The sequence below is a fragment of the Micromonospora sp. NPDC047670 genome, from assembly GCF_043204915.1.
In the GTDB taxonomy this organism is placed as follows: Bacteria; Actinomycetota; Actinomycetes; order Mycobacteriales; family Micromonosporaceae; genus Micromonospora.
The window spans coordinates 49,212-74,613 of the sequence record NZ_JBIDDA010000001.1 but is presented as its reverse complement, the minus strand read 5'-3'; the positions used below and the strand labels follow the sequence as shown (position 1 = coordinate 74,613).

Sequence of the window (25,402 nt, the reverse complement as noted above, 5' to 3'; positions counted from 1 at the left end):
AGTCAGCCGCAGCGGCCGTATCCTGACGGCGTGACCACACTGGATCGCCTCGCGGCGGAGAAATACGTCCTGCTGACGACGTTCCGCAAGGACGGTCGGGCGGTGCCGACGCCCGTCTGGGCGGTGCGCGACGGCGACGCGCTGGCGGTGTGGTCGGCGGCGGATTCCGGCAAGGTGAAGCGGATCCGGCGCAGCGGGGACGTCACGGTCGCGCCGTGCGACGTCCGGGGCCGGCCGCACGGCGAGGCGGTGCCCGCCCACGCGACGCTCTGCGGCCCGGCCGACACGCGGCGGGTACGCGACCTGATCAAGCGGAAGTACCGGCTGATCGGCCGGCTCAGCCTGCTCGGCAGCCGGCTGCGGCGCGGCGAGGGCGGGACGATCGGCATCCGGGTCTCCCTCGCCGACCGACCGTCGGGCGGCGGCTGACCCGCCCGCCCGGTCCGGACACGACGAAGGGCGGCGGACCGTGTCCGCCGCCCTTCGTGAACACCTGTTGACTTCCGGCCGTCAGTCCCCCTGGCGCTGCTGGGGGATCTGCCCCTGCAGCAGGGCCCTGACCTCCGACTCGCGGTACCGGCGGTGGCCCCCCAGGGTGCGGATGGCGCTGAGCTTGCCAGCCTTGGCCCACCGGGTCACCGTCTTCGGGTCGACACGGAACATCGACGCCACCTCGGCCGGTGTGAGTAGCGGCTCTGGTTCGTGCGTTCGCGATGCCATCGGTCACTCCTCCACATGTATAGACATCGGCCGGGGTCCCGCCGGCCGACGCGTCTCCCATGGTCCGGCTAGTCCCCGATGTCCGACATGGGCCGAACGGCCGAACGTCCCTAGACGGACGGATGAACCATGCCCGATTTATGCGACTTTTACACGGCAGAAAGTACCTTATTCGGACTCATGATCACGGTTCGTGATGCGCCAACTACGAGTACGCCTCGGATCGAGGGCGCTTCCTGGGCGATTTGGGATTAGTTGCACCGTTCCAGCAACTGCACCGCGCGCCACCGGGCGACGAGCTTGTCGTACGCCGCGGAAGCCTCCTCGGCCTCGCCCCGGGACAGCCCGGCGAGCCCGCTCGCCACCAGCTCGGGCGAGTCGTCGGCGGCCAGCGTCTCGTCGGAGAGCAGCTCGACCAGGCCGCCGTAGTCCAGCTCCACCACCGAGCGGGGATGGAACTCCTCCAGCCAGCGGGCGGCCTCCTCGACCGCTTCGGTGATGGGCGCGTCCCCCACCGACTTGCGCAGCACCGACAGGGCGCGCGACGACCGGCGTCGGGCCTTGGAGATCTCCGTCCGGTAGCGCAGCGCCCGCCGGCCGGGACTGGTCACGTGGTGCCGCTCCTCCGGGTCGAAGAGCACGAACCAGCGCAGCGGCACGCCCCAGGTGGCGATCTGCTCGTGCAGCCGGGGGACACCGTGCTCCAGCACCCGGGCCCCGCTGCGCCAGTCCTCCACCACGGCCTTGGCCTGCCCGGCGAGCACCGGCGGGACGAACGCGTCGGCCAGCACCGGCGGCACGCCGTCGCGGGCGCTGAGCGCCGCCTCGGCCACCCGGATGCGCAGGTTCCACGGGCAGACCAGCAGCGACTCGTCGGTCTCCAGGACGTACGCCTCGTCCGGCAGGTCGGGCAGCCGCGTCCAGCCCGCGCCGAGGGCCTCGATCACCGACGTCCGTTGCCGACCGGGCCCCTCGACCGGGGCCACCGCCCGCCCCTGCTCGACGTAGCGGCGCCAGTACGTCTGGCGATCCCGGTCGAAGGCGGTCAGCGGCTCGTACACGCGCAGGTATGAAGCGAAGAGCGACGGCACGGCGCGATCCTCCCACGAATCGGAACCCAACCGTCGTCGGCGCTGCGATCACGCGTGCCGTGGGCGGTCGGACGGCGTCGGCCGATACTAGGCTCAGCGGCACCGGCAGCATCCCGCCGGCGTCCACAGGCCGCGTCCCACAAGGACGCACCCCAAACCCAGGAGCTAGTCATGGGCGTATTCGCCACCAACGACGACCCGGGATCCACCGGTCACGAACAGGTCGTCTTCTGCCAGGACAAGCAGTCCGGCCTGAAGGCGATCATCGGGATCTACTCCACCGCGCTCGGCCCCGCGCTCGGTGGCACCCGGTTCTACCCGTACGAGAGCGAGGAGGCCGCCCTCGCCGACGTGCTCGACCTGTCTCGGGGCATGGCGTACAAGAACGCCCTGGCCGGGCTGGACCTGGGCGGCGGCAAGGCGGTCATCTGGGGTGACCCCGAGCGGATCAAGAGCGAGTCGCTGCTGCGCGCGTACGGCCGCTTCGTCGAGTCCCTGGCCGGGCGCTACTACACCGCCTGCGACGTCGGCACCTACGTCGCCGACATGGACGTGATCGCCCGGGAGACGTCGTACGTCACCGGCCGCAGCGTCGAGCACGGCGGCGCCGGCGACTCCTCGATCCTCACCGCCTGGGGCGTGTTCCAGGGCATGCGGGCCGCCGCCGAGCACGTCTGGGGCGCGCCGACCCTGGCCGGCAGGCGGGTCGGCGTGGCCGGCCTGGGCAAGGTCGGCAAGTACCTCGTCGGCCACCTGCTCGACGACGGCGCCGAGGTGGTGGCGACCGACGTCAACCCGAAGGCCCTGGAGTGGGCCCGCACCACCCACCCGCAGGTCGCGCTGGTCGACGACGCCGCCGCGCTGGTCGCCGCCGACATCGACGTGTACGCCCCGTGCGCGCTGGGTGGCGCGCTCAACGACGACACGGTGCCGGCGCTGCGCGCCAAGGTGGTCGCCGGCGCGGCCAACAACCAGCTCGCCCACTCCGGCATCGAGAAGCTGCTGGCCGACCGCGGCATCCTCTACGCCCCCGACTACGTCGTGAACGCCGGCGGCGTGATCCAGGTCGCCGACGAGATCGACGGCTTCAACTTCGAGCGGGCCAAGCTGCGCGCGACGCGGATCTACGACACCACGCGGGAGATCCTGCGGCTGGCCGACGCCGAGGGCGTGCCGCCGGCGGTGGCGGCGGACCGGCTGGCGGAGCGGCGGATGGCCGACGTCGGCCGGCTGCGCACGATCCACCTGCGATGAGCGGCACGGGGCGGAGCCGGCCGGTTCCGCCCCACCGCGCCGCCCTTGGCGGTCCGCGCCGTTAAGCTGTTTTCGCGGGGGTTTGTCCGGTGTCACGGGCGCTCCCGGCACCGCTCCTTACCCGGTACAATCGGTGACGGCTGGATGACCGCGACGCGCGGTGCCGGTCGACGGTAACCCGAGGTGCCGAACGATGGCATCCCCATGTACCGTAAGAGCCACGAGAGATGCCTGACGTCATCGGGGCCCGCCTTCGGGCTGCCCCGCATTCTGTGCGAGGGGGTCGAGCCATGGGGCGCGGCCGTGCTAAGGCCAAGCAGACGAAGGTGGCCCGGGAGTTGAAGTACCACTCCCCGAACACCGACCTCACCGCCTTGCAGCGCGAGTTGGCGGGTGCTGGTAAGTCTGAGCACAACTTCGACGACGACTACAAAGAGTATGTCGACGACGATGATGAGGATCACGCGGACGAAGACCCGGACCCCTGGGTACGTCCGACCCGCTGACCTCCGGTCGCAGCTGAGCACGCGGTAATCCCCCGCGTGCTCACGCATGTGCCCATCTGAAGCGGCGCCGAAACCGACGATCAGGGACCATGCCGTCCCGGAGGCGACTCCGGCTGCTCGGCAGGTCCCTGATCGCGGTGCGCCCTCAGCGAGGGCGGTTGTTCCAGTTGTAGAACGTCGGGATGTTCTCGAAGTGGTTCCAGGCGCAGACGGCGCTCGCGCCGTCGCCGCCCGCCACCTCCGCCCGCAGTCGCCGCGCGGCCTCCGCCTCGTGGAGCAGCGCGGTGAGTCCCGGCGCGGCGTCCCGCACCCGATCGGCGACGTCCGCGGCGGCGTCCGCCCCGCGCTCAGGCTGCCGGTGACTGGTGGTCTCGGGCATGCTCCAACACTCCCTCCAGTAGGTGGATCTTGCTGTTGCGGCAGTGCGCGGTCTCCGTACCGTCGAAACGCCCCAGCTCGAAGTAACGGTTGGCCGCGTGGCCACCGCCGCAGAAACCGAAGTAGGGGCAGGACGAACGGCACGCCTCGACCCCGGCGAGGAACTCGCCGACCCAGGGCGTCCGGTCCGCTCCGGCCAGGATCTCGGCCAGCGGGGCGGTCAACACGTTGCCGCTGCTGAAGTCGCCGTACCGGACGTCGGTGAAGCCGGCCAGCTCGGGCGAGAGCACCGTCACCGAGCCGTCGTGCCCGACGGTCGGGATCGGGTCCAGCCGCCGGGGCAGCAGGTCGTCGGCGGTGCCGTCCAGCACGGCGGCGGCGTACCGCAACGACCACTCGACCTCACGCAGGTGGATCCGGGGATCCCGGCGCCAGGCCGCCACCAGTTCCGCCCAGAACGCGGTCACCGCCCGGGCGTCGTGGGAGTTGTCGCGGAGGTTGACCCCCTCGGTCTCCTCGATGTTGATGCCGAGCACGTCACACCCGAGGCCGAGGAAGTAGTCGTACAGCTCCGTGGCGAGGCCCGGCTCGGGGCGACCCACCACCGCGAGCGCGGAGAACGGCAGCCCGTGCCGGCGCAGCGCCGCCACCCCGCGCACGATCCGGTCGTACGCCGGCCCGCCTGCCCGGGTGACCCGGTCGGCGTTGCGCTCCCGCGGGCCGTCGACGCTCACGCTCACCCGCACCCGGTGCTCGGCGAAGAACGCGCACCAGGCGTCGTCGATCAGCGTCGCGTTGGTCTGCACGTGGTGCTCGACCTCGGGCCCGAAGGGCGCGAGCAGCGCGGCCAGGTGCTCCCGGCCGGCCGCGAGCGGCTCCCCGCCGTGCCACACCACGGAGAACCGGCCCGCCGCGGCCCACGGGTTGACCGACTCGGCCACCGCCTCCGCCACCGACACCGGCATCCGCCGGTCGGCGGCACGGAACGGCAGGTAGCAGTACGCGCAGTCCAGGTTGCACAGGGTTGTCGGCTGCATCACGACGTACGAGGGGACGGCGGCCAGGCCACGCATCCCGCTGAACGACTGTCCCCGAGCAGCCATTGCCCTCCTTCGCGCCTGAAGGGCTGTCGGGAACCCCGGTGAGGGGGTTGCCCCGACAGCTTTTGAGGGTGCCCTTCAGGCTAGGCGGCGACGGCCACTCGGGTGAAGCCCTGATCAGGTGCCCGTACGATCACCGGAGCGTGATCATCCCCGGGTGTGCTGCCCGATCATCTGCACGTTGCCGGAGCCCTCGATGATCTCGCCGGCCTGCCACGCGTCGACGCCGCGGCCGGTCAGGGTGGCCAGCGCGCGGTCGGCGTCCTCGGCGGAGACGATCGCGAACATGCCGACGCCCATGTTGAAGGTCGCCTCCATCTCCGGGTCCTCGATCCGCCCCTTGGACTGGATCAGGTCGAAGATCGGCTGCGGCTTCCAGGTGGAGCGGTTGACCACCGCGTCGACGTGCTCGGGCAGCACCCGGACCAGGTTGCCGGGGATGCCGCCGCCGGTGACGTGGGCGATGGACCGCACCTCGGCCTCGGCGATCAGCTTGAGGCAGTCCTGCGCGTAGATCTTGGTCGGGGTGAGCAGTTCCTCGCCGAGCGTGCGCTGCCGGCCGAAGTCGTCGATCACCACGTCGAGCCGCATCCGGCCCGCGCCCAGCAGCACGTGCCGCACCAGGGAGTAGCCGTTGGAGTGCAGGCCCGAGGAGCGCATCGCGATGACCACATCGCCGACCTCGACCCGCTCCGGGCTGAGGATGTCGGCCTCCTCCACCACGCCGACGCCGGTCGCGGAGATGTCGTACTCGTCCGGGCGGAGCACGCCGGGGTGCTCGGCGGTCTCGCCGCCCAGCAGGGCGCAGCCGGCGTACCGGCAGCCGTCGGCGATGCCCGCGCCGATCTCGGCGACCTTGTCCGGCACGACCTCGCCGGTGGCGATGTAGTCGAGCAGGAACAGCGGCTCGGCGCCGCAGGCGACCAGGTCGTCGACGACCATCGCGACCAGGTCGATGCCGACCGTGTCGTGGATGTCCATCTGCTGCGCGATCACCAGCTTGGTGCCGACGCCGTCGGTGGACGAGGCCAGGATCGGGTTCTTGTACTTCTTCGTGTCCAGCCGGAACAGGCCGGCGAAGCCACCGAGGTCGCCCATCACCTCCGGGCGCCGGGTCTGCTTCACCTTCGACTTGAGCAGCTCGACAGCCCGGTCGCCCGCCTCGATCGAGACGCCGGCGTCCGCGTACGAGACCGAGCGTTTGCGCGCCTGGCGGCCGGCCCCGGCCGTCCAGGGCTGGCGGTCGCCGCCGGCGCCGGTCGGGCTGCTTCCTGCGCCGCTGCGCTCGGACACGTGCGTCACGGTTCTCCCCTTTGTGGTTCTGGCGCCGCGCCGGTGGTGACCGGCCGCGCCGGGTGGTGCTACGGGCGGTGTGTGGTCACGCCGCCCGGAGTGGCGACGAGCGGAGGGGTGGTGTGCTCCGGGTTGTCGGGCGCCCCGGCGGCGACCCGCCGGCCCACCCCCTCGAGCACGTGCTTGCCGATCAGGTTGCCGGCGGGCAGGTCGATCGGGTATTCCCCGTCGAAGCACGCGCGGCACAGCCGGGTCTTCGGCTGCTCGGTGGCGGCGATCAGCCCGGAGAGCGAGACGTAGCCGAGCGTGTCCGCCCCGATCGACCGCCGGATGCCCTCGTTGTCCAGCCCGTTGGCCAGCAGCTCGGCGCGGGTGGCGAAGTCGATGCCGTAGAAGCAGGGCCAGCGGACCGGCGGCGAGGAGATGCGTACGTGCACCTCCAGCGCGCCGGCCTCGCGCAGCATCCGCACGATCGCCCGCTGGGTGTTGCCGCGCACGATCGAGTCGTCGACCACGACCAGCCGCTTGCCCCGGACGTTCTCCCGCAGCGGGTTGAGCTTCAGCCGGATGCCGAGCTGGCGCAGGGTCTGCGACGGCTGGATGAAGGTGCGCCCGACGTACGGGTTCTTCATCAGGCCGGCGCCGTAGGTGATGCCGGACTCCTCCGCGTAGCCGATGGCGGCCGGGGTGCCGGACTCCGGCACCGGGATGACCAGGTCGGCCTCGACCGGGTGCTCCTTGGCCAGCTGGCGGCCGATCTGCACCCGCGCGGAGTGCACGTTGCGGCCGGCGATGGTGGCGTCCGGCCGGGCGATGTAGACGTACTCGAAGAGGCAGCCCTTGGGCTCCGGGGCGGCGAACCGGCTGGAGCGCAGGCCGTCCTCGTCGATCGCGATCAGCTCGCCGGGCTCGACCTCGCGGACCACGCTCGCGCCGACGATGTCCAGGGCGGCGGTCTCGCTGGCCACCACCCAGCCGCGCTCCAGCCGGCCCAGCACCAGCGGGCGCACACCGTGCGGGTCGCGGGCCGCGTAGAGGGTCGACTCGTCCATGAACACGAAGCTGAACGCGCCGCGCAGCTGCGGCAGCACCTCCAGCGCGGCCGCCTCCACCGACAGGTCGGGGCGGCTGGCCAGCAGCATCGTCACCAGGGAGGTGTCGTTGGTCGAGCCGTCGGCGACCAGGCCCCGCTCGGTGACCTCGCGCTGGAGCTCGGCCGTGTTGACCAGGTTGCCGTTGTGCGCCAGCGCGATGGTGGTGCCGGAGGTGGTGGAGCGGATGGTCGGCTGGGCGTTCTCCCAGGTCGAGCCGCCGGTCGTGGAGTAGCGGGCGTGGCCGATCGCCACGTGCCCGCGCAGGCTGGCCAGGGTCGGCTCGTCGAAGACCTGCGCGACCAGGCCGAGGTCCTTGTAGACCACCACGCCGGAGCCGTCGCTGACCGCGATGCCGGCGGCCTCCTGGCCGCGGTGCTGGAGGGCGTAGAGCCCGAAGTAGGTCAGGTTGGCGACCTCCTCCCCCGGCGCCCACACGCCGAAGACGCCACACGCGTCCTGCGGGCCTGGTCGTTGGGGGTCAAGGTCGTGGCTCAGCCGGCCGTCGCCTCGGGGCACCTGCGCTCCCTCATGCTGGTCTGGACCGGCCGTGCGAACCACGCGGGGGGCGGATTCGCACTCCTCGGCCGGGACCACTGTCGTCGCCTGACAGTGTACGCGAATCGCTGTCGATACAGAAAGTCACGATCTGGCTCCTGAACGTCACCGGTCGATGCCCGTCGCCGCAGCTAGAGCGGCAGGTGCGCGGAGAGATCCGCCCGAATTCCGCTCACCTGTACGCGACCCTGCGTGATCGCCTCGGCCCATTCGAGCCGCCCGGTGGCCACCGCCAGCCAGGTCGCCGGATCCATCTCCACGACGTTCGGCGGGGTGCCGCGGGTGTGTCGGGGACCGGGAATGCACTGAACTGCGCCGTAAGGTGGGACACGCACCTCCACCGATCGGCCGGGGGCGCGCTCCGCGAGGGTGGCCAACAGGGCACGGACCGCCTCCCGGAGGACCGGCCGTTCGGGTGTACGCCCCTCGTCGAGCGCCGACAACGCCGCCGCGACCGCGGCGGACTTAATGTGCGGAGAGGACACGACGGGACGATACGACCCGAACGCACGGTGGCTCACGCTGGCCCTGGGTCGCGCCGATCCGGTCAGACAAGGCATAGTTGCCGACGGCGTATTCGTACCGTGATGATCCCCGGCCCGGCGCCCCGCCGGTCGAGGGAAGTCAGTCCGGAAGGCGGTGGACGTGTCAACACACCGACGTGCCTGGAAGCAGCGGGCCGGTGTGGTCGTGGCGCTGGTTGTCGGCGCTGTGCTCGCTGTCCCCGCCACACCAGCCCTGGCCGCCGACGTCAGCGTGTCGCCCGGCTCGATCACCGTCAACGCCGGCAGCGACGCCGCCGTCACCGTGCAGGTGACCCCCCGCGACGGCGACGAGAGGGTCCGGATCAGCCTCGCCGGCCTCCCGGGCGGCGTGAGCTGCGCCAGCGGCTGCGGGGAGGTCGACTTCAACAACGACCGGCCGAAGTCGCAACTGCTGCGGATCAGGGCCAACGACAACGCCGGCGACGCGAACGTCACCGTGACGGTGGCGGCCGAGGCCGAGTCCGGTCCGGGCACCGCGACGTTCCAGCTGACCGTCAGGGGCAAGGCACAGCCGTCCCCGACCCAGTCGCAGACGGTCCGGTCGGTCTCCGGCAAGGTGGTCATCCAGGCGAACGGCAAGGCCGTGCCGAACGCCGTGGTGATGCTCCAGGACGGCGCCGGCAAGAAGATCGACACGATCAGCGACGACAGCGGCAACTTCCGCTTCACCGGCACCAGCGAGAAGCCGATCGCGCCGGGGCGGCTCGCCGTCGGCGCCAGCGTCGGCGACGTGTACGCCACCAAGAGCTTCGACGCGGCGGCGGGTCAGAGCATCACCGGCCAGCGCATCGCCCTGGCGATCAAGGTCGAGACGACCCCGAGCGCCACCCCCTCGGCCAGCGAGGAGCCCCTCCCCACCGACGAGGCCCTCGACGAGACCGCCGAGGAGAGCACCGAGGCCACCCCCGGCGCGGCGGCCAACGCCAGCAACGAGGACTCCGGCGGCATGGGGAACTGGCTGTTCATCCTGCTCGGCGGCCTGCTCGTCGCCGCCGGTGTGGGCACCATCGTGCTGCTGTGGATGCGGCGCAAGGACAACGACGACGAGGCCGACGCCCCCGCCGGCGCCGCGGCGGGCGCGGCCCCGGCGGGTCGTGGGGGGTACCGGGGCGCCGGCGCGGACGACCAGACGCGGGTGGTCAACCGGGTCGGCGCGGGGCCGGACCCGACGATGGTCGGCGGCACCTCGCTCAGCGACGCCCCGACGATGATGCACCGCCCCGTGGTCGACGACGTGCCGCCGGACCCGTACGGCGCGCCCCCGCAGCCCTACGGCGCGGCGGGCGCCGGGCAGGGCTGGGCCGGCAACGGCTACGGCGACGAGCCGGCCGGCGCGGGCGGCTACGGCGCCGGCGGGTACGGCAACGCGCCGTCCTCGGGCGGCGGCTACGGCAGCAACGCGCCCGCCTCCGGCGGCGGCTACGGCGGCCACGACTACGGCGCGCCGGCAGGCGCCGCGGGTGCCGCGGGTGCCGCGGGTGCCGCCGGCTACCCGCCGGCAACCGGGGGTGCCCGGGGCTACGGCGACCGGTACGACGAGCCGACCGGCCGCTACACCGGCGACGCCACCCAGTACCCGGCTCCGGCCGACCCGTACGCGACCGGCGTCTACCAGCCGGAGCAGGGCCAGGGCTACGGCCGGTCCGAGCCCGCGCCGTACGGCCGGGGCGCGGAGCCGGCCGGCGGCTACGACCAGCGCGGCGGCTACGACGACCCCGGCTACGGCCAGCAGGGCGGCTACGGCCAGGAGCCGGCGCCGCGCGGCGGCTACGGCCAGCCGGGCGGCTACGACCAGCCCACCTCGTACGACCAGGGCGGGTACGGCCAGCAGGGCGGCTACGGCCAGGAGCCCCCGCAGCAGCGCGGCGGCTACGACGACCGCGGCTACGGCCAGGGTGGCGGCTACGGCCAGCCGGGCGGCTACGACGACCCGCAGGCCGGGCGTGGCCGACCGGACGGCCCGCCGCCGCAGCAGGACCGGGGCGGGCGCCGGCTGGACTGGCTGGACGACTGACCGCGCGGGCCGCGCGCCCGACGACAGCAGCACGGCGAGGGCCGTCCGGGGATCCCCCGGGCGGCCCTCGTCGTGAGCGGTGGTCAGACGGCCCTCGTCGTGAGCGGTGCTCAGGCGGCGGAGAAGACGCCCTGGCGCAGCACCGGGACCACGTCCGAGACGCCGACCCGGACCGCGATCTCCACGTCCTGGGCGAAGCCGCCCTCGACCAGCTCGCGGCCGGACACGCTGCCGCGTACCGCGGCGGCGACGTCGGGAGTGCTGGCGAGCGCGGCGAGCGCCATGGCCGCCTCGACGGAGAGGCCGCCGGTCACACCGGAGAGGGCGTCCAGCACGCTGGCCGCCCCGAGCTGGTCCTCCACCGAGGGCCGCAGCGACCCGTCCGGCCAGCGCTCGCCCGAGGCCACCACACCGATCGGGGCTTCCGTCGAGCCGTACCCCTGGTGGCGCAGCCAGCGCCCGACGGCGGGCGCGTTGCGCAGGCAGGCGGCGACCACCGGCAGCCCGGTGGCGCTGGCCGCGGCGCTGATCGCCGAGCCGTTCGGCGAGGGCAGCACGAGGTCGGCGACGACCGGCGCGGTGCTCAGCGCCGCCGGTGAGAGCGACCACGGGTGTTCCGGGGTCGTCTGCCGGCGGCCCACCGCGGCGACCGCGCCGACCCGCCGCGCGTAGTCGGCGGCCTGTTCGCCCCACGGGAACGGGTGCACCCGCATGCCGCGCCCGACGGCGACCTCCACGGCGGTGGTGAACGAGAGCACGTCCACCACCACCAGCACCGCGCAGACCCGGCCGAGCTCGGCCGCCCCGGTCAGCCCCCAGTCGAACCGGGCGCCGGATCCGGGTTGGCCGTAGACCGCCGCGGCCAACGCCTCAGCGCTTGTCGGGCGCGGAGGGCTGCTCGGTGTCACCGGAGTCGGGAGCGGACGCCTCGCCGCCCTCGGTCGGAGCCTCGGCCCCGGTCGGACCGTCGGTGGCCCCGGCCGCCGGCTGCTCGAGACCCGCAGGCTGCTCCGGCCCCGCCGGTGCTGCGACATCCACCGACGCCACGGCGCCTGTGGACGGGACCGGCGCGGCCGACGCGATCGGCTCGGCCGCGACGTCCGCCGGGTCCACCGGCGCCGCCTCGGCCCGCTCGGCGGGCAGCGGCACGGCCTCGACCGCACCGGCCACACCGGTGGCCGGCGCGGGCACCTCGACGACCTCCGAGCCCCCGAAGAGGCGCGGCAGGGTCGCGGTGTGCGCGGCGCGCAGCTCGTCCAGGCCGATCCGGAACTGGCCGTGCACCTCCAGCGCGCCGCCCGCCGGGTCGGTGACGCCGATCAGCTCGAACGGCACGCCCCGCTCGGCGCAGAGGGCGGTGAACGCCTTCTCGTGGCCGCGCGGCACCGAGACCAGGACCCGCCCGGCGGACTCGCTGAACAGGTAGACGAACGGCATGGACCCGCCGGCGAACCGCTCCGGCACGGCGATCCGGGCGCCGACCCCGCGCCGCAGGCAGGACTCGACCAGGCTCTGCGCGAGGCCGCCGTCGGAGAGGTCGTGCGCGGAGCTGAGGTGCCCGACCCGGGCGGCCTCCGCCAGCAGGTCCGCCAGCAGCCGCTCGTGGGCCAGGTCGACCTGCGGGGGCACGCCGCCGAGGTGCTCGTGGGTGACCCAGGCCCACTCCGAGCCGGAGAGCTCCACGTGCGTCTCGCCGAGCAGGAAGAGTTGGTCGTGGTCGCCACCCGGCCGGGGCACGAAGCCCATCGGCACCCGGTTGGCCACGTCGTCCAGCACGCCGAGCACGCCGACCACCGGGGTCGGGTGGATGGCGGCCGCGCCGGTCTGGTTGTAGAAGCTGACGTTGCCGCCGGTCACCGGGATGCCCAGCTCGGCGCAGCCGTCGGCCAGGCCGCGGACGGCCTCCGCGAACTGCCACATCACGCCCGGGTCCTCCGGCGAGCCGAAGTTCAGGCAGTTGGTGACCGCGATCGGCTTCGCGCCGGTGACCGCCACGTTCCGGTACGCCTCGGCCAGCGCGAGCCTGGTGCCGTGGTAGGGGTCGAGGCGCGCGTACCGGCCGTTGCCGTCGACCGACAGCGCCACGCCGAGCCCGGTCCGCTCGTCGATCCGGATCACACCGGAGTCCTCCGGCTGGGCGAGCACGGTGTTGCCCAGCACGTAGCGGTCGTACTGCTCCGTGACCCAGGTCTTGTCGGCCAGGTTGGGCGACGCGATCATGCGCAGCACGGTCTCGCGCAGCGCCTCCGGGTCGGCCGGCCGGGGCAGCGTCTCCGCCCGGTCGGCCTGGAGCAGGATCAGGTCGGCCGGCTCGCGCATCGGGCGGGCGTAGACCGGCCCGTCGTCGACCAGCGAGCCCGGCGGCACGTCGACCACGAGCTGGTCCCGCCAGGTGATCAGCAGGCGGCCCGGCTGGCCGTCCGGCGACGGCGGGGTGACCTCGCCGATCGCGGTGGCCCAGACGCCCCACTTCTCGGCGGTCTTGAGCACCGCGTCGAGCTTCTCCGGCTCGACGACCAGCAGCATCCGCTCCTGGGACTCGCTGGCCAGGATCTCGTGCGGCTCCATCGAGGGCTCGCGCAGCGGCACCCGCTCCAGCCAGACCCGCATGCCGGTGCCGGCCGCCGCGGCGGTCTCGGTCAGCGCGCAGGTCAGGCCGGCGCCGCCGAGGTCCTGGATGCCGACGACGAGCTGGGCGTCGTAGAGCTCCAGGCATGCCTCGATGAGCAGCTTCTCCATGAACGGGTCGCCGACCTGCACCGACGGGCGGCGCTGCTCGCTGCCCTCGTCGAAGGTGGCGCTGGCCAGCACCGACACGCCGCCGATGCCGTCCCGGCCGGTCTTGGCGCCCATCAGCACCACGACGTTGCCCGGCCCGGCGGCGGCCTTGTTCTGCAGCCGGTTGACCGGCAGCACGCCGAGGCAGAGCGCGTTGACCAGGGGGTTGCCCTGGTAGCAGGGGTCGAAGACGACCTCGCCGCCGATGTTCGGCAGGCCGAGGCAGTTCCCGTAGCCGCCCACGCCGGCGACGACGCCGGGCAGCACCCGGGCGGTGTCGGGGTGGTCGGCGGCGCCGAAGCGCAGCGGGTCCATCACCGCCACCGGGCGGGCGCCCATGGCCAGGATGTCCCGGACGATGCCGCCGACGCCGGTCGCCGCGCCCTGGTAGGGCTCGACGAAGCTCGGGTGGTTGTGCGACTCGACCTTGAAGGTCACCGCCAGCTCGTCGGAGACCTGCACGACACCGGCGTTCTCGCCGATGCCGGCGAGCAGCCGGTCGCTCGGCGGGGCCTTCTCGCCGAACTGGCGCAGGTGCACCTTGCTGGACTTGTAGGAGCAGTGCTCGCTCCACATGATCGAGTACATGGCCAGCTCGGCCTGGGTGGGCCGGCGGCCGAGGATGTGCCGGATCCGGTCGTACTCGTCGTCGCGGAGCCCGAGCTCGGCGTACGGCTGCAGCTCACCGGGGGTGTCCCCGGCGTGCGGCACCGTGTCCACGCCCGCGGCCCAGTCGGCGGTCGCCGGCCCGGTGGGCGCGGCCGGCGGCGCCACGGCGGCCGGACGCGGCTCCACCGGCTGCGCCGGGGCGGCCGGGAATGCCTCCGGGGTCTCCCGTACCTCGTCCGGATGGGTGGTCATGATCTCTCCTCGCTGCGCTCAAGGCCGCCCGGAGGGCGGGTGAGCCGACCGGTGATGCCGCCGCGCACGGTCACGCCGGCGCCCCCACCAGGTGCTTGAGCACCGAGGTGAAGAAGCCGAGACCGTCCAGGGAGGGGCCGGTGAGCGCCTCCACCGCGTGCTCGGGATGCGGCATGATGCCGACCACGTTGCCGGCGGGGTTCGTGATCGCGGCGATGTCGCGCTGCGACCCGTTGGGGTTGCCGCCGACGTAGCGGGCGACCACCCGGCCCTCGGCTTCGAGCTGGTCCAGCGTCGCGGTGTCGGCGACGTAGCAGCCCTCGCCGTTCTTGACCGGGATCAGCACCTCCTGGCCGGGCTGGAACGCGTTCGTCCACGCCGTGCCGACCGACTCGATGCGCAGGACCTGGTCCCGGTTGCGGAAGTGCAGGTGCTGGTTGCGGGTCAGGGCCCCGGGCAGCAGGTGCGCCTCGCAGAGGATCTGGAAGCCGTTACAGACGCCGAGCACGGGCAGGCCGCCCCGGGCCGCGTCGACGATCGTCTCCATCACCGGGGCGAACCGGGCGATGGCGCCGCAGCGCAGGTAGTCGCCGTAGGAGAAACCGCCGGGCAGGACGACGGCGTCCACCCCGTGCAGCCGGGGGTCACCGTGCCAGAGCCGGACCGGTTCGGCGCCCGAGATGCGGACGGCCCGGGCCGCGTCCCCGTCGTCCAGCGAACCGGGGAACGTGACCACACCGACCCGGGCGGTCACGAGCGGGCGTCCGCGGTCTCGTCGGCCTCGACCAGGCGGACGGTGAAGTCCTCGATGACCGGGTTGGCGAGCAGCTTGTCGGCGATCTCCCGGGCCCGGTCCAGGTCCGGTTCACCGGTGAACTCGATCTCGATCCGCCTGCCGATCCGAACCGAGGCGACGTCGCTGACGCCGAGCCGGGGCAGCGCGTTTGCGACGGCCTGGCCCTGGGGATCGAGGATCTCGGGCTTGAGCATGACGTCGACGACGACGCGAGGCACTGGGCACTCCTGACTGTGTACGCAGTTGGGTGCCGACCCACAACGGGCGAGCGCAGCCAGCCTACCTGGCAGATCCGGCCCTGGACGCACCGGCCGGACGCAGTTCAGGCAGTGATCCACATTCCCGGCGCGGGGGCCGGAAGACCGATGCGGGTTCGTTGCGATCCCGATGCGGTTCCGTTGCCGACCGGCCCGTTTCGCCCCACTCCGCCGGACACCCGGGGCCACCCCCGGCAGTCCGCGCACCATCGAGGTAAATCGAAGAATTTCGATGACACTCTTGTGAACGACATCTCAGGGGCCCTACCGTACATCGTCGTACGTCGATCGGACGTGCACGGCCGCCGGGCCACCCCCGCCCGCCGACCGACAGCTCGACCCGGTGAACCCGGGCCCATCCCCGAAGGAGCCCCACATGCGCATCCGATCCATGATCGCGGTGCTGGCCACCGCAGCGGCCGGCCTGCTCGGTGCCAGCTCCGGCGCCGTCGCCGCCCCGGCCGGCCCGCAGCCGATCATCGGCGGCAGCACCGTCTCGTCCGCCCCGTGGGCCGCCGCCGTGTTCAGCAACGGCTCGTTCACCTGCTCCGGCACGATCATCGCCGCGCAGTGGGTGCTCACCGCCCGGCACTGCGTCAGTGGCACGATGTCCGTCCGGGTCGGCAGCGTCTACCGCTCCTCCGGCGGCGTCACCCGCACGGTCAGCGCCAGCTACAGCCGCTACGACCTGGCCCTGCTGCGCCTGTCCAGCTCGGTGAGCACCAGCTACGTCACGCTGGCCAGCAGCAACCCGCCGATCGGCTCGACCAACTCGATCTACGGCTGGGGCATGACCTGCTACAGCGGCTGCTCGGCCTCCACCCAGCTCAAGACCGCGTCCGTCCAGGTGACCAGCAACAGCGCCACCGACGCGTACGGCGGCCAGGCGATCCGCAGCACCCGGATCAACGGCAACGCGTGGCGGGGCGACTCGGGCGGCCCGCAGTTCTACAACGGCCGCCAGGTCGGCGTCGCCTCGACCGCCGACGGCCAGAGCATCCAGAACTACGGCAGCGTCGCGTACAACCGGGCCTGGATCACCCAGACGGCCGGTGTCTGACGGTTAGCGCCCCGGCGGCGCGGATGGTCGGCGACGCGCCGGCCGTCCGCGCCGCGCCGTTTTGCAGCATCCGATCAGGTGAACACGGCTCGCGATCGGGCGCGCGCTCACCCTGACAGCATCGGAAACGTGCTGGTCGTGACGACGGAGCAACTACCCGGGTACGAGATCCGCCAGATCCTGGGCGAAGTGGTGTCATCGATGGCCAGGACGCGGAACCCGTACCGCGAGGGGGTCAAGAACCTGCGCGGCGGCGCGTACGACCCGATGGCGCCGGACAACCTGACCCGGTGGCGCACCGACTCGGTGGCCCGGCTCGGCGAGGAGGCCCGCCGCCTCGGCGCGAACGCCGTGGTGGGCATGCGCTTCGACAGCCGCGACTGCGGCGAGATGTGGATGGAAATCTGCGCGTACGGCACGGCGGTGATCGTGGTGCCCAAGATGCCGGACGTCATGCCGCCCGACCAGCCGCTGGTCGCCGCGGAGACCGCCCACGACCCCGCCTTCGCCGAGACCCCGGGCGGCATCGCCGAGCCGGCGAGCGCCCCCAACCTCCGCACGGCGGCGGAGACCCCCACCCGCGACTCCTGACCACCCGCCGGCGCCGGTGCGGCCCGCCGGCCCGGTCGGCGCCGGTGCGGCCCGCCGGGCGGCGGCGAGCGGTGCCGGCCCCGGGCCGGGCGAGCGGTGCCGGGGGAAGGTCAGAGGATGGGGGGCGGGGTGTAGGCGGCGGCCTCGGGGTGGGCGTCGACCACGGCGGCGACGCGCCGGGCGACGGCCTCGACCTGGGCGGGGGCGGCGCCGACGAACGCGGTGCGGTCGGCGACGAGGGCGTCGATCTCGCCCCGGGACAGGCCCAGGCGGCCGTCCGCCGCGAGGCGGTCGAAGAGGTCGTTCTCGGCGGCGCCCTTCTCGCGCATGGCGAGCGCGACGGCGACCGCGTGCTCCTTGATCACCTCGTGGGCGACCTCGCGGCCGACGCCGCGCCGGACCGCCGCCACCAGGATCTTGGTGGTGGCCAGGAACGGCAGGAAGCGCTCCAGCTCGCGGTTGATCACCGCCGGGTACGCGCCGAACTCGTCCAGCACGGTGAGGAACGTCTGGAAGAGCCCGTCGGCGGCGAAGAACGCGTCCGGCAGGGCGACCCGGCGCACCACCGAGCAGGAGACGTCCCCCTCGTTCCACTGGTCGCCGGCCAGCTCGCCGACCATCGACAGGTAGCCCCGGATGATCACGGCGAAGCCGTTGACCCGCTCGCTGGAGCGGGTGTTCATCTTGTGCGGCATCGCGCTGGAGCCGACCTGGCCCGGCTTGAAGCCCTCGGTGGCCAGCTCCTGGCCGACCATCAGCCGGATCGTCGTGGCCAGCGAGGAGGGCGCGGCGGCGATCTGCGCCAGCGCGGAGAGCACCGCCAGGTCGATCGAGCGCGGGTAGACCTGGCCGACGCTGTCGAGCACCCGGGAGAAGCCGAGGTGCTCGGCCACCCGGCGCTCCAGCTCGGCCACCTTGTCGGCATCGCCGTCGAAGAGGTCGAGCTGGTCGGCGGCGGTGCCCACGGGCCCCTTCACGCCGCGCAGCGGGTACCAGTTGATCAGGTCGTCCAGCCGCTCGTACGCGATCAGCAGCTCCTCCGCGGCCGACGCGAAGCGCTTGCCGAGCGTGGTGGCCTGCGCGGCGACGTTGTGCGAGCGGCCGGTCATGACCAGGCCCGAGTGCTCGACGGCGAGCCGGGACAGCCGGGCCAGGGTGGCCACCACCCGGTCCCGGACCAGCTCCAGCGAGGCACGTACCTGGAGCTGCTCGACGTTCTCGGTGAGGTCCCGGGAGGTCATGCCCTTGTGCACGTGCTCGTGCCCGGCGAGCGCGCTGAACTCCTCGATCCGGGCCTTCACGTCGTGCCGGGTGACCCGCTCCCGCTCGGCGATCGAGGCGAGGTCGACCTGGTCGAGCACCCGCTCGTACGCCTCGACCACGCCGTCCGGCACCGGCACGCCGAGGTCGCGCTGCGCCCGGAGCACGGCGAGCCAGAGCCGCCGTTCCATCCGGATCTTCTCCTCGGGGGACCAGAGGGCGACCAGTTCGGGCGAGGCGTACCGGTTGGCGAGCACGTTCGGGATCGTCGTCACGTAGCTCATTCTCTCGTATCCGCAGGCGAGGGCTTCGCCGGGCGGGTCGCGGCCACCCCGATCTGCCGCACGGGCCGGGTGCCGGCACCGCCGCCGGAGCGGTGGGTGATCGCGTACACCATCGCACCGCGATCTAGAGCGGGGCTCTCGGCGCGAGCCCTCGCCGTAGGAAATTACCGATCACGGCAGTTTCGCCGAAAGCTCTTGCCATCCGTGTCTCATCTGTCTACACAGGACGTCTCTGCATCGAGTGATGTCGACGGGCGGGGCGCCCCCACCCGTCCGATCGGCACGACAGGAGGCCCGAGGATGAACCGAAAGATCAAGTTCGGCGCGGCGGCGACGGCGTCGGCGCTGGCCGTCGGCGGCGCGCTGGTGCTGGGTGCGGCGCCGGCGAGCGCGGCCACCGCGTGCAAGACCAACACCAAGGAGTTCCCGACCGACTTCTACAACGCCGACGTGACGGTGAAGCTCTGCGTCGTGTCGCGCAACGGCGGCCACTTCGCCGACGGCTACGTCTCCTGGAACGAGGCGGGCAGCAACAAGTTCGACAAGTTCGTGGTCCAGGTCCGCCTGGAGCGCAACGACGCCGACATCGCCGTCACCTCCTGCTCGATGACATCGTCGATCAACTCCCTCTACCAGGGCGACGACTTCTGCGGCCGGGGCAGCTTCGTGAGCGGCAGCGGCGGCTGGACCGCCGACGGCAAGGTCACCTACAACATCAACAACGACGGCAAGGGCGACATGGTCTGGGAGCTCACGGGCTCGCCGTCGATCAGCTGAGCCGCACCGGGGCCCGCCGGTGGCCGTCCGCACCGGCGGGGCCCGGCCGGAGCCCCCCGCGTCCGGTCGGTCGTGCCCGCCGGTGAGGACGGCACGACCCGGGCCGGGAGCACACTCCGGCCGGTCGTGCCCGCCCGTGCGGACGACACGCCCCGGCCGGGAGCACGCGGCGGAGGGCAACGCGGGAAGCAGGGGTCGGGATGGAGCCCGCAGGTGCTCGCACCGGGCGTGTGCGCTGAACCCCCGGGCGAGAACTCGGGCGGGGCACGCCGGCTCGCGAGCACGTCCCCCGGTTCTCGCGACCTCAGTCCTTCCGTACGCCCGGAACGCCCTGAGCGCCCGGAACGCCGTCAGCGCCCGGAACGCCCTGGACGGCTTGGAGGACGCTGCCGGACGCTGCCCCGTCGGCCGGCCCGGCCTCCCCCCGGCCGGCCGCGATGACGAGCCGGTCGAGGTAGAGCAGCTGCAACGCCAGGAACGCGACCAGGAACAGCAGCAGCATCGGCAGCGGCAGCACCTGGGCGACGAACCCCCGCATGGCCGCCGGGTCGCCGAGCGTCTCCGCGAGCCGCAGGAGGACCAGGTTCGTCGCCGGCGCGTGCTCGGCGTCCCGGACGACCAGCTGCGGCCACAACCAGCTCTGCGCGCCGACCAGCCAGCTCAGCAGCCCGGCGCCGGCCAGCATCGGCAGGGCGGGCAGCAGCATGGTCGGCCCGAACCGCCCGCCGGCCTCCCAGCGCTCCCGCTGGCCCCGGAAGAAGAGGGCGAACACCACGAGCGCGGGGACGGAGAGCCAGCCCGGCGGGATCAGCCCGACGAAGGTGTTGAGCTGGTCATTCTCCTGGGCCCGGATGAAGTGGGCGATGGCCAGCGGGCCGTCGCCGACGAAGAGCCAGGGCGCGAACGGCAGCAGGAGCAGCTCGCTGGCCCGGCCCAGCGGGCGCAGGCCGCCGATGGCGAAGCCGGCCAGGGCGGCGAGGCCCACCCCGACCACCGTCGAGACCAGCGGCGGGAGCCAGGTGTTGACCTGGACCGCGCCGGTGGAGACGCCGGAGGGCAGCGGTGGCGCGTCGGCGGTGAGCGCGCGCAGCCACGGCGTCAGCACGTAGGCGAGCACGCCGAGGAACACCGCCAGCCCCACGACCAGCAGACCGAGCGCGACCGGGTTGCGCCCGCCCGCCGGAGCGCCCGCGGCGGCACCGGCCGGGGTGACCGTCGGGGCGCCCGCCGGGCGGTCGCGCCACCCGGTGAAGGCGATCCTCGTCCGGGTGCCCAGGAGCAGGAGGACGGCCAGGACGCCGAGCACGGCCAGCAGCGCCAGCAGCAGCACGCTGCCCGCGGCGCCGACCCCGATGTCGAACCGGACCAGGCTCTCCCGGACGGTCCGCACCAGCGGGCCGGTCCGGTCGCCCCGGGCGGCGAGGAAAGGCCACTGGAGGGACCAGGACTGCACGGTCACCGCGACGACGGTCAGCCCGAGCACGCCGCCGACCGCCAGGGCCGCCAGGCCCGGACGGCCGCCGCCGCGGCCGCGGCGCAACGCGGCGAGGAAGACGGTGGCGCCGACCGCGACCACCAGCCCGGCCGTCAACAGCGCCACGGTGCGTACGGCGGTCAGCGTGGGCGACTGCGTCCAGGCGTCCCGGTCGGCCTCGAACCGGTCCACGGTCCACGCCACCCCCACGGCGACCGGGGCGTAGGCGGCCAGCGGCAGGGCGAGCAGTGCCCGGGTCACCAGGCGGGGCACCCGCCCGGCCCGCTCCGCGGCGAGCGCGAGCAGCGGGGCGACGAGCAGCGCGAGGAGCAGCGGCACGAGCGCGAGAAGCAGCGCGTAGCCCAGGTCACCCAGGAACCCCCGCTCGATCACCTGCGCGTAGTTGTCGCCGCCGGCCGACTCGGTCGGCCCGCTCAGCCCTCGGCTCCGCTGGAAGCTCTTCACGAGCGTGCTGACCGACGGGAGCACGTAGGACCAGAGCAGGGCGACGGCCGCCGGCGCGAGCAGCACCAGGGCGATGACGACCTGGGCGCTCCGGCCGATCCGGACGCCCCCGGGTGGGGCGGGGAACGGCGGCGCGGGATGGGCCTGGGGATCGGGCACGGACATCGGGGCGGCAGACACCGGGACGGTCCTCCGGTCGGGGAGTGGACGGGCTGCCCCAGGCTAGGCCACCGGACCGGCACCGCGTCCAGGTGCGAATCCGCACAGTCGCCCGGCCGGCGACCCGCGCCGCACAGTCCCGGCCGGCGACCCGCGCCGCACAGTCCCGGCGGGCCTCAGCGCTCCAGGATGGCCGTCACGCCCTGGCCCCCGGCGGCGCAGATCGAGATCAGCCCCCGCCCGCTGCCCTTCTCGGCGAGCAGTTTCGCCAGGGTCGCCACGATCCGGCCGCCCGTCGCCGCGAACGGGTGCCCGGCGGCGAGCGAGGAGCCGTTGACGTTGAGCCTGTCCCGGTCGATCGCACCGAGCGGAGCGTCCAGCCCGAGCCGGTCCTTGCAGAACTCTGGGGACTCCCAGGCGGCCAGCGTGGCCAGCACCTGGGAGGCGAACGCCTCGTGGATCTCGTAGTAGTCGAAGTCCTGGAGCGTCAGCCCGGCCCGCGCCAGCATCCGGGGCACCGCGTACGCGGGGGCCATCAGCAGCCCTTCGTCGCCGTGCACGAAGTCGACGGCGGCGGTCTCCGACCAGGAGAACCAGGCCAGCACGGGCAGGTTCCGCTCGCGGGCCCACTCCTCGCTGGCCAGCAGCACGGTGGAGGCGCCGTCGGTCAGCGGCGAGGAGTTGCCGGCGGTCATGGTCGCCGCGTCGGCGTCCGGGCCCTTCGCGCCGAAGACCGGCTTGAGCGCGCCGAGCCGCTCCAGGCTGGTGTCCGGGCGCAGGTTCGCATCGCGGGTGAGCCCGAGGTAGGGCGTCAGGAGATCGTCGAAGAACCCCCGGTCGTACGCGGCGGCGAGCCGCTGGTGCGAGCGCAGCGCCAGCTCGTCCTGGGACTGCCGGTCGATCTGCCAGCGCAACGCGGTGCGGGCGGCGTGCTCCCCCATCGACAGCCCGGTGCGCGGCTCGGCGTTGCGCGGGATCTCGGGCCGGAACGGCTGGTGCGGCCGGAGCTTCGCGGCGATCTTCAGCCGCTCGCCGAGGGTGCGGGCGCTGTTCAGCCTGAGCAGCGTGCGGCGCATGTCCTCGTTGACCGCCAGCGGCGCGTCGGAGGTGGTGTCCACGCCCCCGGCGATGCCCACCTCGATCTGCCCGAGAGCGATCTTGTTGGCGACCAGGATGGCCGCCTCCAGGCCGGTGCCGCAGGCCTGCTGGATGTCGTAGGCGGGGGTGTGCGGGTCGAGCTTCGAGCCGAGCACCACCTCGCGGGTCAGGTTGAAGTCCTTCGCGTGCTTGAGCACCGCGCCGGCCACCACCTCGCCGATCCGCTCGCCGACCAGGCCGAACCGGGCGACGAGCCCGTCCAGCGCCGCGCCCAGCATGTCCGCGTTGGACGCGCTCGCGTACCGCGAGTTGGACCGGGCGAAGGGGATGCGGTTGCCGCCGATGACCGCGACCCGCCGGATGCTCTGCACGATCCCGCCTCCTCGAAAGGTTGCCGTGAACCTACTCGCCAGTAGGCTACGCCGGTCAGCGGCAGCGGCGCGAGTCCTGGCCACCTCGCACCTCCAGCGAACACACGCAGGCCCGACCGGCTGCTGCCGGCCGGGCCGAGGCGCGTGGACCGCTGGTCGCGCGGCTCAGCGGCCGAGGTCACGCCGTTCGAACCGCCAGGCCCCGGCGACGAGCAGCACCGCAGTGGCTGCGATCAGGACGGTCACGTCGACTCCCTGGAAGCCGTTCCGCAGCGGTTCGCCGCCGATGTAGTAGTGGAACGGGGTGAGGTACCGCAGCCACTCAACGCCGATCTGCGGAGCGAAGCCGTTCAGCGCGTAGCTGAGCACGCCCACTCCCCCGGTGATGCCGAACACTGTGGCCCGGCTCTTGCCGGTGGCAGCGCCGATCGCCGTCGCGAGGGCACCGAAGAACAGGCCGAGCAGCGCCAGGTTGACCGCCTGGGCGGTGAAGCCGGCGACGCTGACGGAGTCGAGTCGGGCGCTGCTCCGGACGGCGAGCACGGCCAGCAGGACGACGACGGCGATACCCACCGCACCGACGGTGAGGGCCGCGAACCGCTGCAGCAGCAACCGCCACCGCCCGAGGGGGTGGGCCAGCAGCAGGTCGAGGTAGCCCGACTCCTCGTCGGCGGAGGTCATCCGCGCGCCGGTCGCCGACCCGTAGAAGGTGATCAGCAGAGGCACGAGGAGCCCGAACACCGCGCCCTGCAGGTAGCCGGCGGCGGTGACGGTGTCCGCGAAGCCGAAACCGCGCATCGCCTCCGGCACGTTGGCCGCCGACTCCGCGGTGATCTGCGGGTAGAAGCTGGCGTACGCCATGGCCAGCAGGCCGGTGGTCAGCGACCAGACCGTGAAGATGCGACGGTTGTCGTAGAGGGTCTTCGTCCACATCGACCGGCTGAAGGCCCGGCCGATGCGCGACGTGCCGGGGATCGCCCCGGTCGCGGTCGTCGCGGGGTGGGCCTGGGTGGTCGTCACTGCGTTCATCTTGCCGCCGTTCGTCATCGTGCCCCGGGGGGCGTCGGAGTGGTTGGGTGCAGCGGGGGTACGGGCGTCAGGCGACATCGGCCCGCTCCCGCTCGCCGGTGTAGTAGCTGTGGAAGAGTTCCTCCAGGTCCTGGCTCTCGGCGCGCAGCCCGGTGACGGTGTGCCGGGCGGCGGCCTTGATCAGCGCGTCGGGGCTGCCGTCGACCCGGCAGGTCAGGGTGGCGTCCTCGACGACCAGGTCGGTGACGCCGGGCAGGGTGGCGAACTCCCCGGCGGCGACGGTGTCACCGAAGGTGATCCGGACCTGCAGGAAGGAGCGGTCGCGCAGGTCGGCGACCGTGTCGAGCGCGACCAACCGACCTTCCCGGATGATCGCCACCCGGTCGGCGACCGCCTCCACCTCGCTCATGATGTGGCTGGACATGAAGACCGTCTGCCCGCCCTGGCGGGCCTCCGCGACCAGGTCCAGGAAGGTCTGCTGCACCAGGGGGTCCAGCCCGGAGGTCGGCTCGTCCAGGATCAGCAGCTCGGGGCGGTGCATGAACGCCTGGACCAGACCGACCTTCTGCCGGTTGCCCTTGGACAGGCTCTTGATCCGAGCGTTCAGGTCCAGCTCCAGGCGGTCGGCCAGCTCGATGATCCGGGCGGTGGGCACGCCGCCGCGGAGGTTGCCCAGGAAGGTCAGGCACTCCCCGGCTCGCTGGCGGCCGTCGACCACGAAGTCACCGGCGAGGTAGCCGATCCGGCGGTGCAGATCGACGGCGTCGGTGCGCGGATCCATCCCGAGGACGCGGGCGGAGCCGGAGGTGGGGCTGATCAGGTTCAGCAGTAGCCGGATGGTGGTGGACTTCCCGGCGCCGTTCGGTCCGAGGTAGCCGAACACCTCGCCCTCCCGCACGTCGAGGGTGAGGCCGGCCAGGCCACGCCGGGAGCCGTACGTCTTGGTCAGTTCGCTGAGTTCGATCGCGGGTCGCATGCCTGGACAGTATCAGAGAGTTCAGAGATTTCTGAAGACTGAGAGATGATAAAGTTTTGGAAACGGACGGAAGGAAGGTGACGACGTGGCGGACACCACCGAGGCAGCGGAGCGGATGGCGCTGACCCTGGCCCAGGGCGGGCTCCAGAAGGCGACCGCGCGCGTGCTGGCGGCGTTCCTGTTCGCCGACGCGGACAGCGTGACCGCTACCGAGCTCACCGAACAGCTCGGCGTCAGCTCCGGGTCGGTCTCCGGCGCGATCAAGATGCTGTCGACCGTCGGCCTGATCGAACGGGTCCCGGCGCCGGGCAGTCGGCGAGAGCACTACCGGTTGCGCGAAGGCGCGTGGGCGACGCTGATGTCCACCCAGAACGGCATGGTGCAGGCCATGTTCGAGGCCGCCGACCATGGCATAGCCGCCGCGGATACGGACACGCCAGCGGCGCGCCGCCTGGCGGAGATGCGCGACTTCTACGGCTTCATGTTCCGGGAACTCCCGGCGCTGGTGGACCGTTGGTGGGCCGCACGTGGCCGTCCGACCACGCCGGACGGACCGGCCAGTCGCTGATCCAGGATCGGAAACGCCCGGCGATGGGCAGCCGCGGCCGTTCGGGGG

At 73.0% G+C, this 25,402-nt stretch carries 23 protein-coding genes and 1 pseudogene; 8 read left to right on the top strand and 16 right to left on the bottom strand.

The annotated features are described in order from the left end of the window. The first annotated feature begins 30 nt into the window (after positions 1–30). The gene (locus ACGF7U_RS00325) at positions 31–429 is read left to right on the top strand and encodes a PPOX class F420-dependent oxidoreductase (protein WP_393101911.1); all 399 of its coding nucleotides are present in this window, start codon (positions 31–33) and stop codon (positions 427–429) included. Positions 430–510: 81 nt separating this feature from the next. On the opposite strand, the gene ACGF7U_RS00320 is transcribed toward ACGF7U_RS00325, so the two are convergent. After that, entirely contained in the window at positions 511–720 is a 210-nt protein-coding gene (locus ACGF7U_RS00320) for a BldC family transcriptional regulator (protein ID WP_007073996.1), read from the bottom strand. Between the two features lie 251 nt (positions 721–971). Further along, on the bottom strand, positions 972–1,811 hold the full coding sequence (locus ACGF7U_RS00315; RefSeq protein WP_393101910.1) for a hypothetical protein: 840 nt from the start codon (positions 1,809–1,811) through the stop codon (positions 972–974). 171 nt (positions 1,812–1,982) lie between these two features. Here ACGF7U_RS00315 and ACGF7U_RS00310 point away from each other — a divergent pair, with 171 nt between their 5' ends. Continuing rightward, positions 1,983–3,065 carry a Glu/Leu/Phe/Val dehydrogenase gene (locus tag ACGF7U_RS00310; RefSeq protein WP_393101909.1) on the top strand — a complete coding sequence of 361 codons (1,083 nt, stop codon included), beginning with the start codon at positions 1,983–1,985 and terminating at the stop codon, positions 3,063–3,065. A gap of 290 nt (positions 3,066–3,355) precedes the next feature. Next, a complete protein-coding gene (locus ACGF7U_RS00305) occupies positions 3,356–3,571 on the top strand; it encodes a DUF3073 domain-containing protein (protein WP_091099829.1) in 216 nt (71 codons plus the stop codon). A gap of 145 nt (positions 3,572–3,716) precedes the next feature. Here ACGF7U_RS00305 and amcA read toward each other — a convergent pair whose 3' ends face one another. From amcA to ACGF7U_RS00280, 5 genes are all read right to left on the bottom strand, one after another. Continuing rightward, positions 3,717–3,950, bottom strand: a complete 234-nt coding sequence (amcA, locus tag ACGF7U_RS00300) for a multiple cyclophane-containing RiPP AmcA (protein WP_393101908.1) — start codon at positions 3,948–3,950, stop codon at positions 3,717–3,719. Continuing rightward, complete coding sequence (amcB, locus tag ACGF7U_RS00295) at positions 3,919–5,022, bottom strand: cyclophane-forming radical SAM peptide maturase AmcB (RefSeq protein WP_393102867.1); 1,104 nt, start codon at positions 5,020–5,022, stop codon at positions 3,919–3,921. Before amcB ends, amcA begins: the two co-directional genes overlap by 32 nt. A gap of 174 nt (positions 5,023–5,196) precedes the next feature. Then, the gene (gene purM / locus ACGF7U_RS00290; protein ID WP_393101907.1) at positions 5,197–6,351 is read right to left on the bottom strand and encodes a phosphoribosylformylglycinamidine cyclo-ligase; all 1,155 of its coding nucleotides are present in this window, start codon (positions 6,349–6,351) and stop codon (positions 5,197–5,199) included. Between the two features lie 59 nt (positions 6,352–6,410). Next, the gene (purF, locus tag ACGF7U_RS00285; protein WP_393101906.1) at positions 6,411–7,952 is read right to left on the bottom strand and encodes an amidophosphoribosyltransferase; all 1,542 of its coding nucleotides are present in this window, start codon (positions 7,950–7,952) and stop codon (positions 6,411–6,413) included. 170 nt (positions 7,953–8,122) lie between these two features. Further along, on the bottom strand, positions 8,123–8,476 hold the full coding sequence (locus ACGF7U_RS00280) for a sterol carrier family protein (protein ID WP_393101905.1): 354 nt from the start codon (positions 8,474–8,476) through the stop codon (positions 8,123–8,125). 160 nt (positions 8,477–8,636) lie between these two features. On the opposite strand from ACGF7U_RS00280, the gene ACGF7U_RS00275 reads away from it, so the two are divergent. Further along, the gene (locus ACGF7U_RS00275) at positions 8,637–10,550 is read left to right on the top strand and encodes a hypothetical protein (protein WP_393101904.1); all 1,914 of its coding nucleotides are present in this window, start codon (positions 8,637–8,639) and stop codon (positions 10,548–10,550) included. A gap of 110 nt (positions 10,551–10,660) precedes the next feature. Here ACGF7U_RS00275 and ACGF7U_RS00270 read toward each other — a convergent pair whose 3' ends face one another. The 4 genes from ACGF7U_RS00270 to purS all read right to left on the bottom strand — a co-directional run bounded on the left by ACGF7U_RS00270 (position 10,661) and on the right by purS (position 15,203). Next, positions 10,661–11,416, bottom strand: a complete 756-nt coding sequence (locus ACGF7U_RS00270) for a 2-phosphosulfolactate phosphatase (RefSeq protein ID WP_393101903.1) — start codon at positions 11,414–11,416, stop codon at positions 10,661–10,663. A 4-nt stretch (positions 11,417–11,420) separates the two neighbouring features. Then, complete coding sequence (gene purL, locus ACGF7U_RS00265; RefSeq protein WP_393101902.1) at positions 11,421–14,189, bottom strand: phosphoribosylformylglycinamidine synthase subunit PurL; 2,769 nt, start codon at positions 14,187–14,189, stop codon at positions 11,421–11,423. Between the two features lie 70 nt (positions 14,190–14,259). Next, a complete protein-coding gene (gene purQ / locus ACGF7U_RS00260; protein ID WP_393101901.1) occupies positions 14,260–14,943 on the bottom strand; it encodes a phosphoribosylformylglycinamidine synthase subunit PurQ in 684 nt (227 codons plus the stop codon). Beyond that, the gene (gene purS / locus ACGF7U_RS00255; protein ID WP_030332194.1) at positions 14,940–15,203 is read right to left on the bottom strand and encodes a phosphoribosylformylglycinamidine synthase subunit PurS; all 264 of its coding nucleotides are present in this window, start codon (positions 15,201–15,203) and stop codon (positions 14,940–14,942) included. The genes purQ and purS overlap by 4 nt, the downstream gene beginning before the upstream one ends. Positions 15,204–15,618: 415 nt before the next feature. Between purS and ACGF7U_RS00250 the strand changes: the two genes are divergently transcribed. Then, entirely contained in the window at positions 15,619–16,302 is a 684-nt protein-coding gene (locus tag ACGF7U_RS00250; RefSeq protein ID WP_393101900.1) for a S1 family peptidase, read from the top strand. A gap of 23 nt (positions 16,303–16,325) precedes the next feature. Then, positions 16,326–16,893: pseudogene (locus tag ACGF7U_RS00245) on the top strand (YbjQ family protein). A gap of 110 nt (positions 16,894–17,003) precedes the next feature. Here ACGF7U_RS00245 and purB read toward each other — a convergent pair. Next, positions 17,004–18,428 (bottom strand): adenylosuccinate lyase, encoded by a 1,425-nt coding sequence (gene purB / locus ACGF7U_RS00240; protein ID WP_393101899.1) that lies wholly within the window; start codon positions 18,426–18,428, stop codon positions 17,004–17,006. Positions 18,429–18,737: 309 nt separating this feature from the next. Here purB and ACGF7U_RS00235 point away from each other — a divergent pair, with 309 nt between their 5' ends. Then, entirely contained in the window at positions 18,738–19,214 is a 477-nt protein-coding gene (locus ACGF7U_RS00235; RefSeq protein WP_393101898.1) for a hypothetical protein, read from the top strand. Positions 19,215–19,518: 304 nt separating this feature from the next. Here the strand turns inward: ACGF7U_RS00235 and ACGF7U_RS00230 are convergent, their stop codons facing one another. The 4 genes from ACGF7U_RS00230 to ACGF7U_RS00215 all read right to left on the bottom strand — a co-directional run bounded on the left by ACGF7U_RS00230 (position 19,519) and on the right by ACGF7U_RS00215 (position 24,786). After that, positions 19,519–21,333, bottom strand: coding sequence for a sugar ABC transporter permease (locus tag ACGF7U_RS00230; protein ID WP_393101897.1), 1,815 nt, complete (start codon positions 21,331–21,333; stop codon positions 19,519–19,521). Positions 21,334–21,488: 155 nt separating this feature from the next. Then, positions 21,489–22,781: an acetyl-CoA C-acetyltransferase gene (locus ACGF7U_RS00225; protein ID WP_393101896.1), complete on the bottom strand. Its 1,293-nt coding sequence runs from the start codon at positions 22,779–22,781 to the stop codon at positions 21,489–21,491. A gap of 165 nt (positions 22,782–22,946) precedes the next feature. Then, positions 22,947–23,801: an ABC transporter permease subunit gene (locus tag ACGF7U_RS00220; protein ID WP_393101895.1), complete on the bottom strand. Its 855-nt coding sequence runs from the start codon at positions 23,799–23,801 to the stop codon at positions 22,947–22,949. Positions 23,802–23,877: 76 nt separating this feature from the next. Beyond that, on the bottom strand, positions 23,878–24,786 hold the full coding sequence (locus ACGF7U_RS00215; RefSeq protein ID WP_393101894.1) for an ABC transporter ATP-binding protein: 909 nt from the start codon (positions 24,784–24,786) through the stop codon (positions 23,878–23,880). A gap of 85 nt (positions 24,787–24,871) precedes the next feature. Here ACGF7U_RS00215 and ACGF7U_RS00210 point away from each other — a divergent pair, with 85 nt between their 5' ends. Next, positions 24,872–25,354, top strand: a complete 483-nt coding sequence (locus tag ACGF7U_RS00210; RefSeq protein ID WP_393101893.1) for a GbsR/MarR family transcriptional regulator — start codon at positions 24,872–24,874, stop codon at positions 25,352–25,354. Positions 25,355–25,402 lie beyond the last annotated feature (48 nt).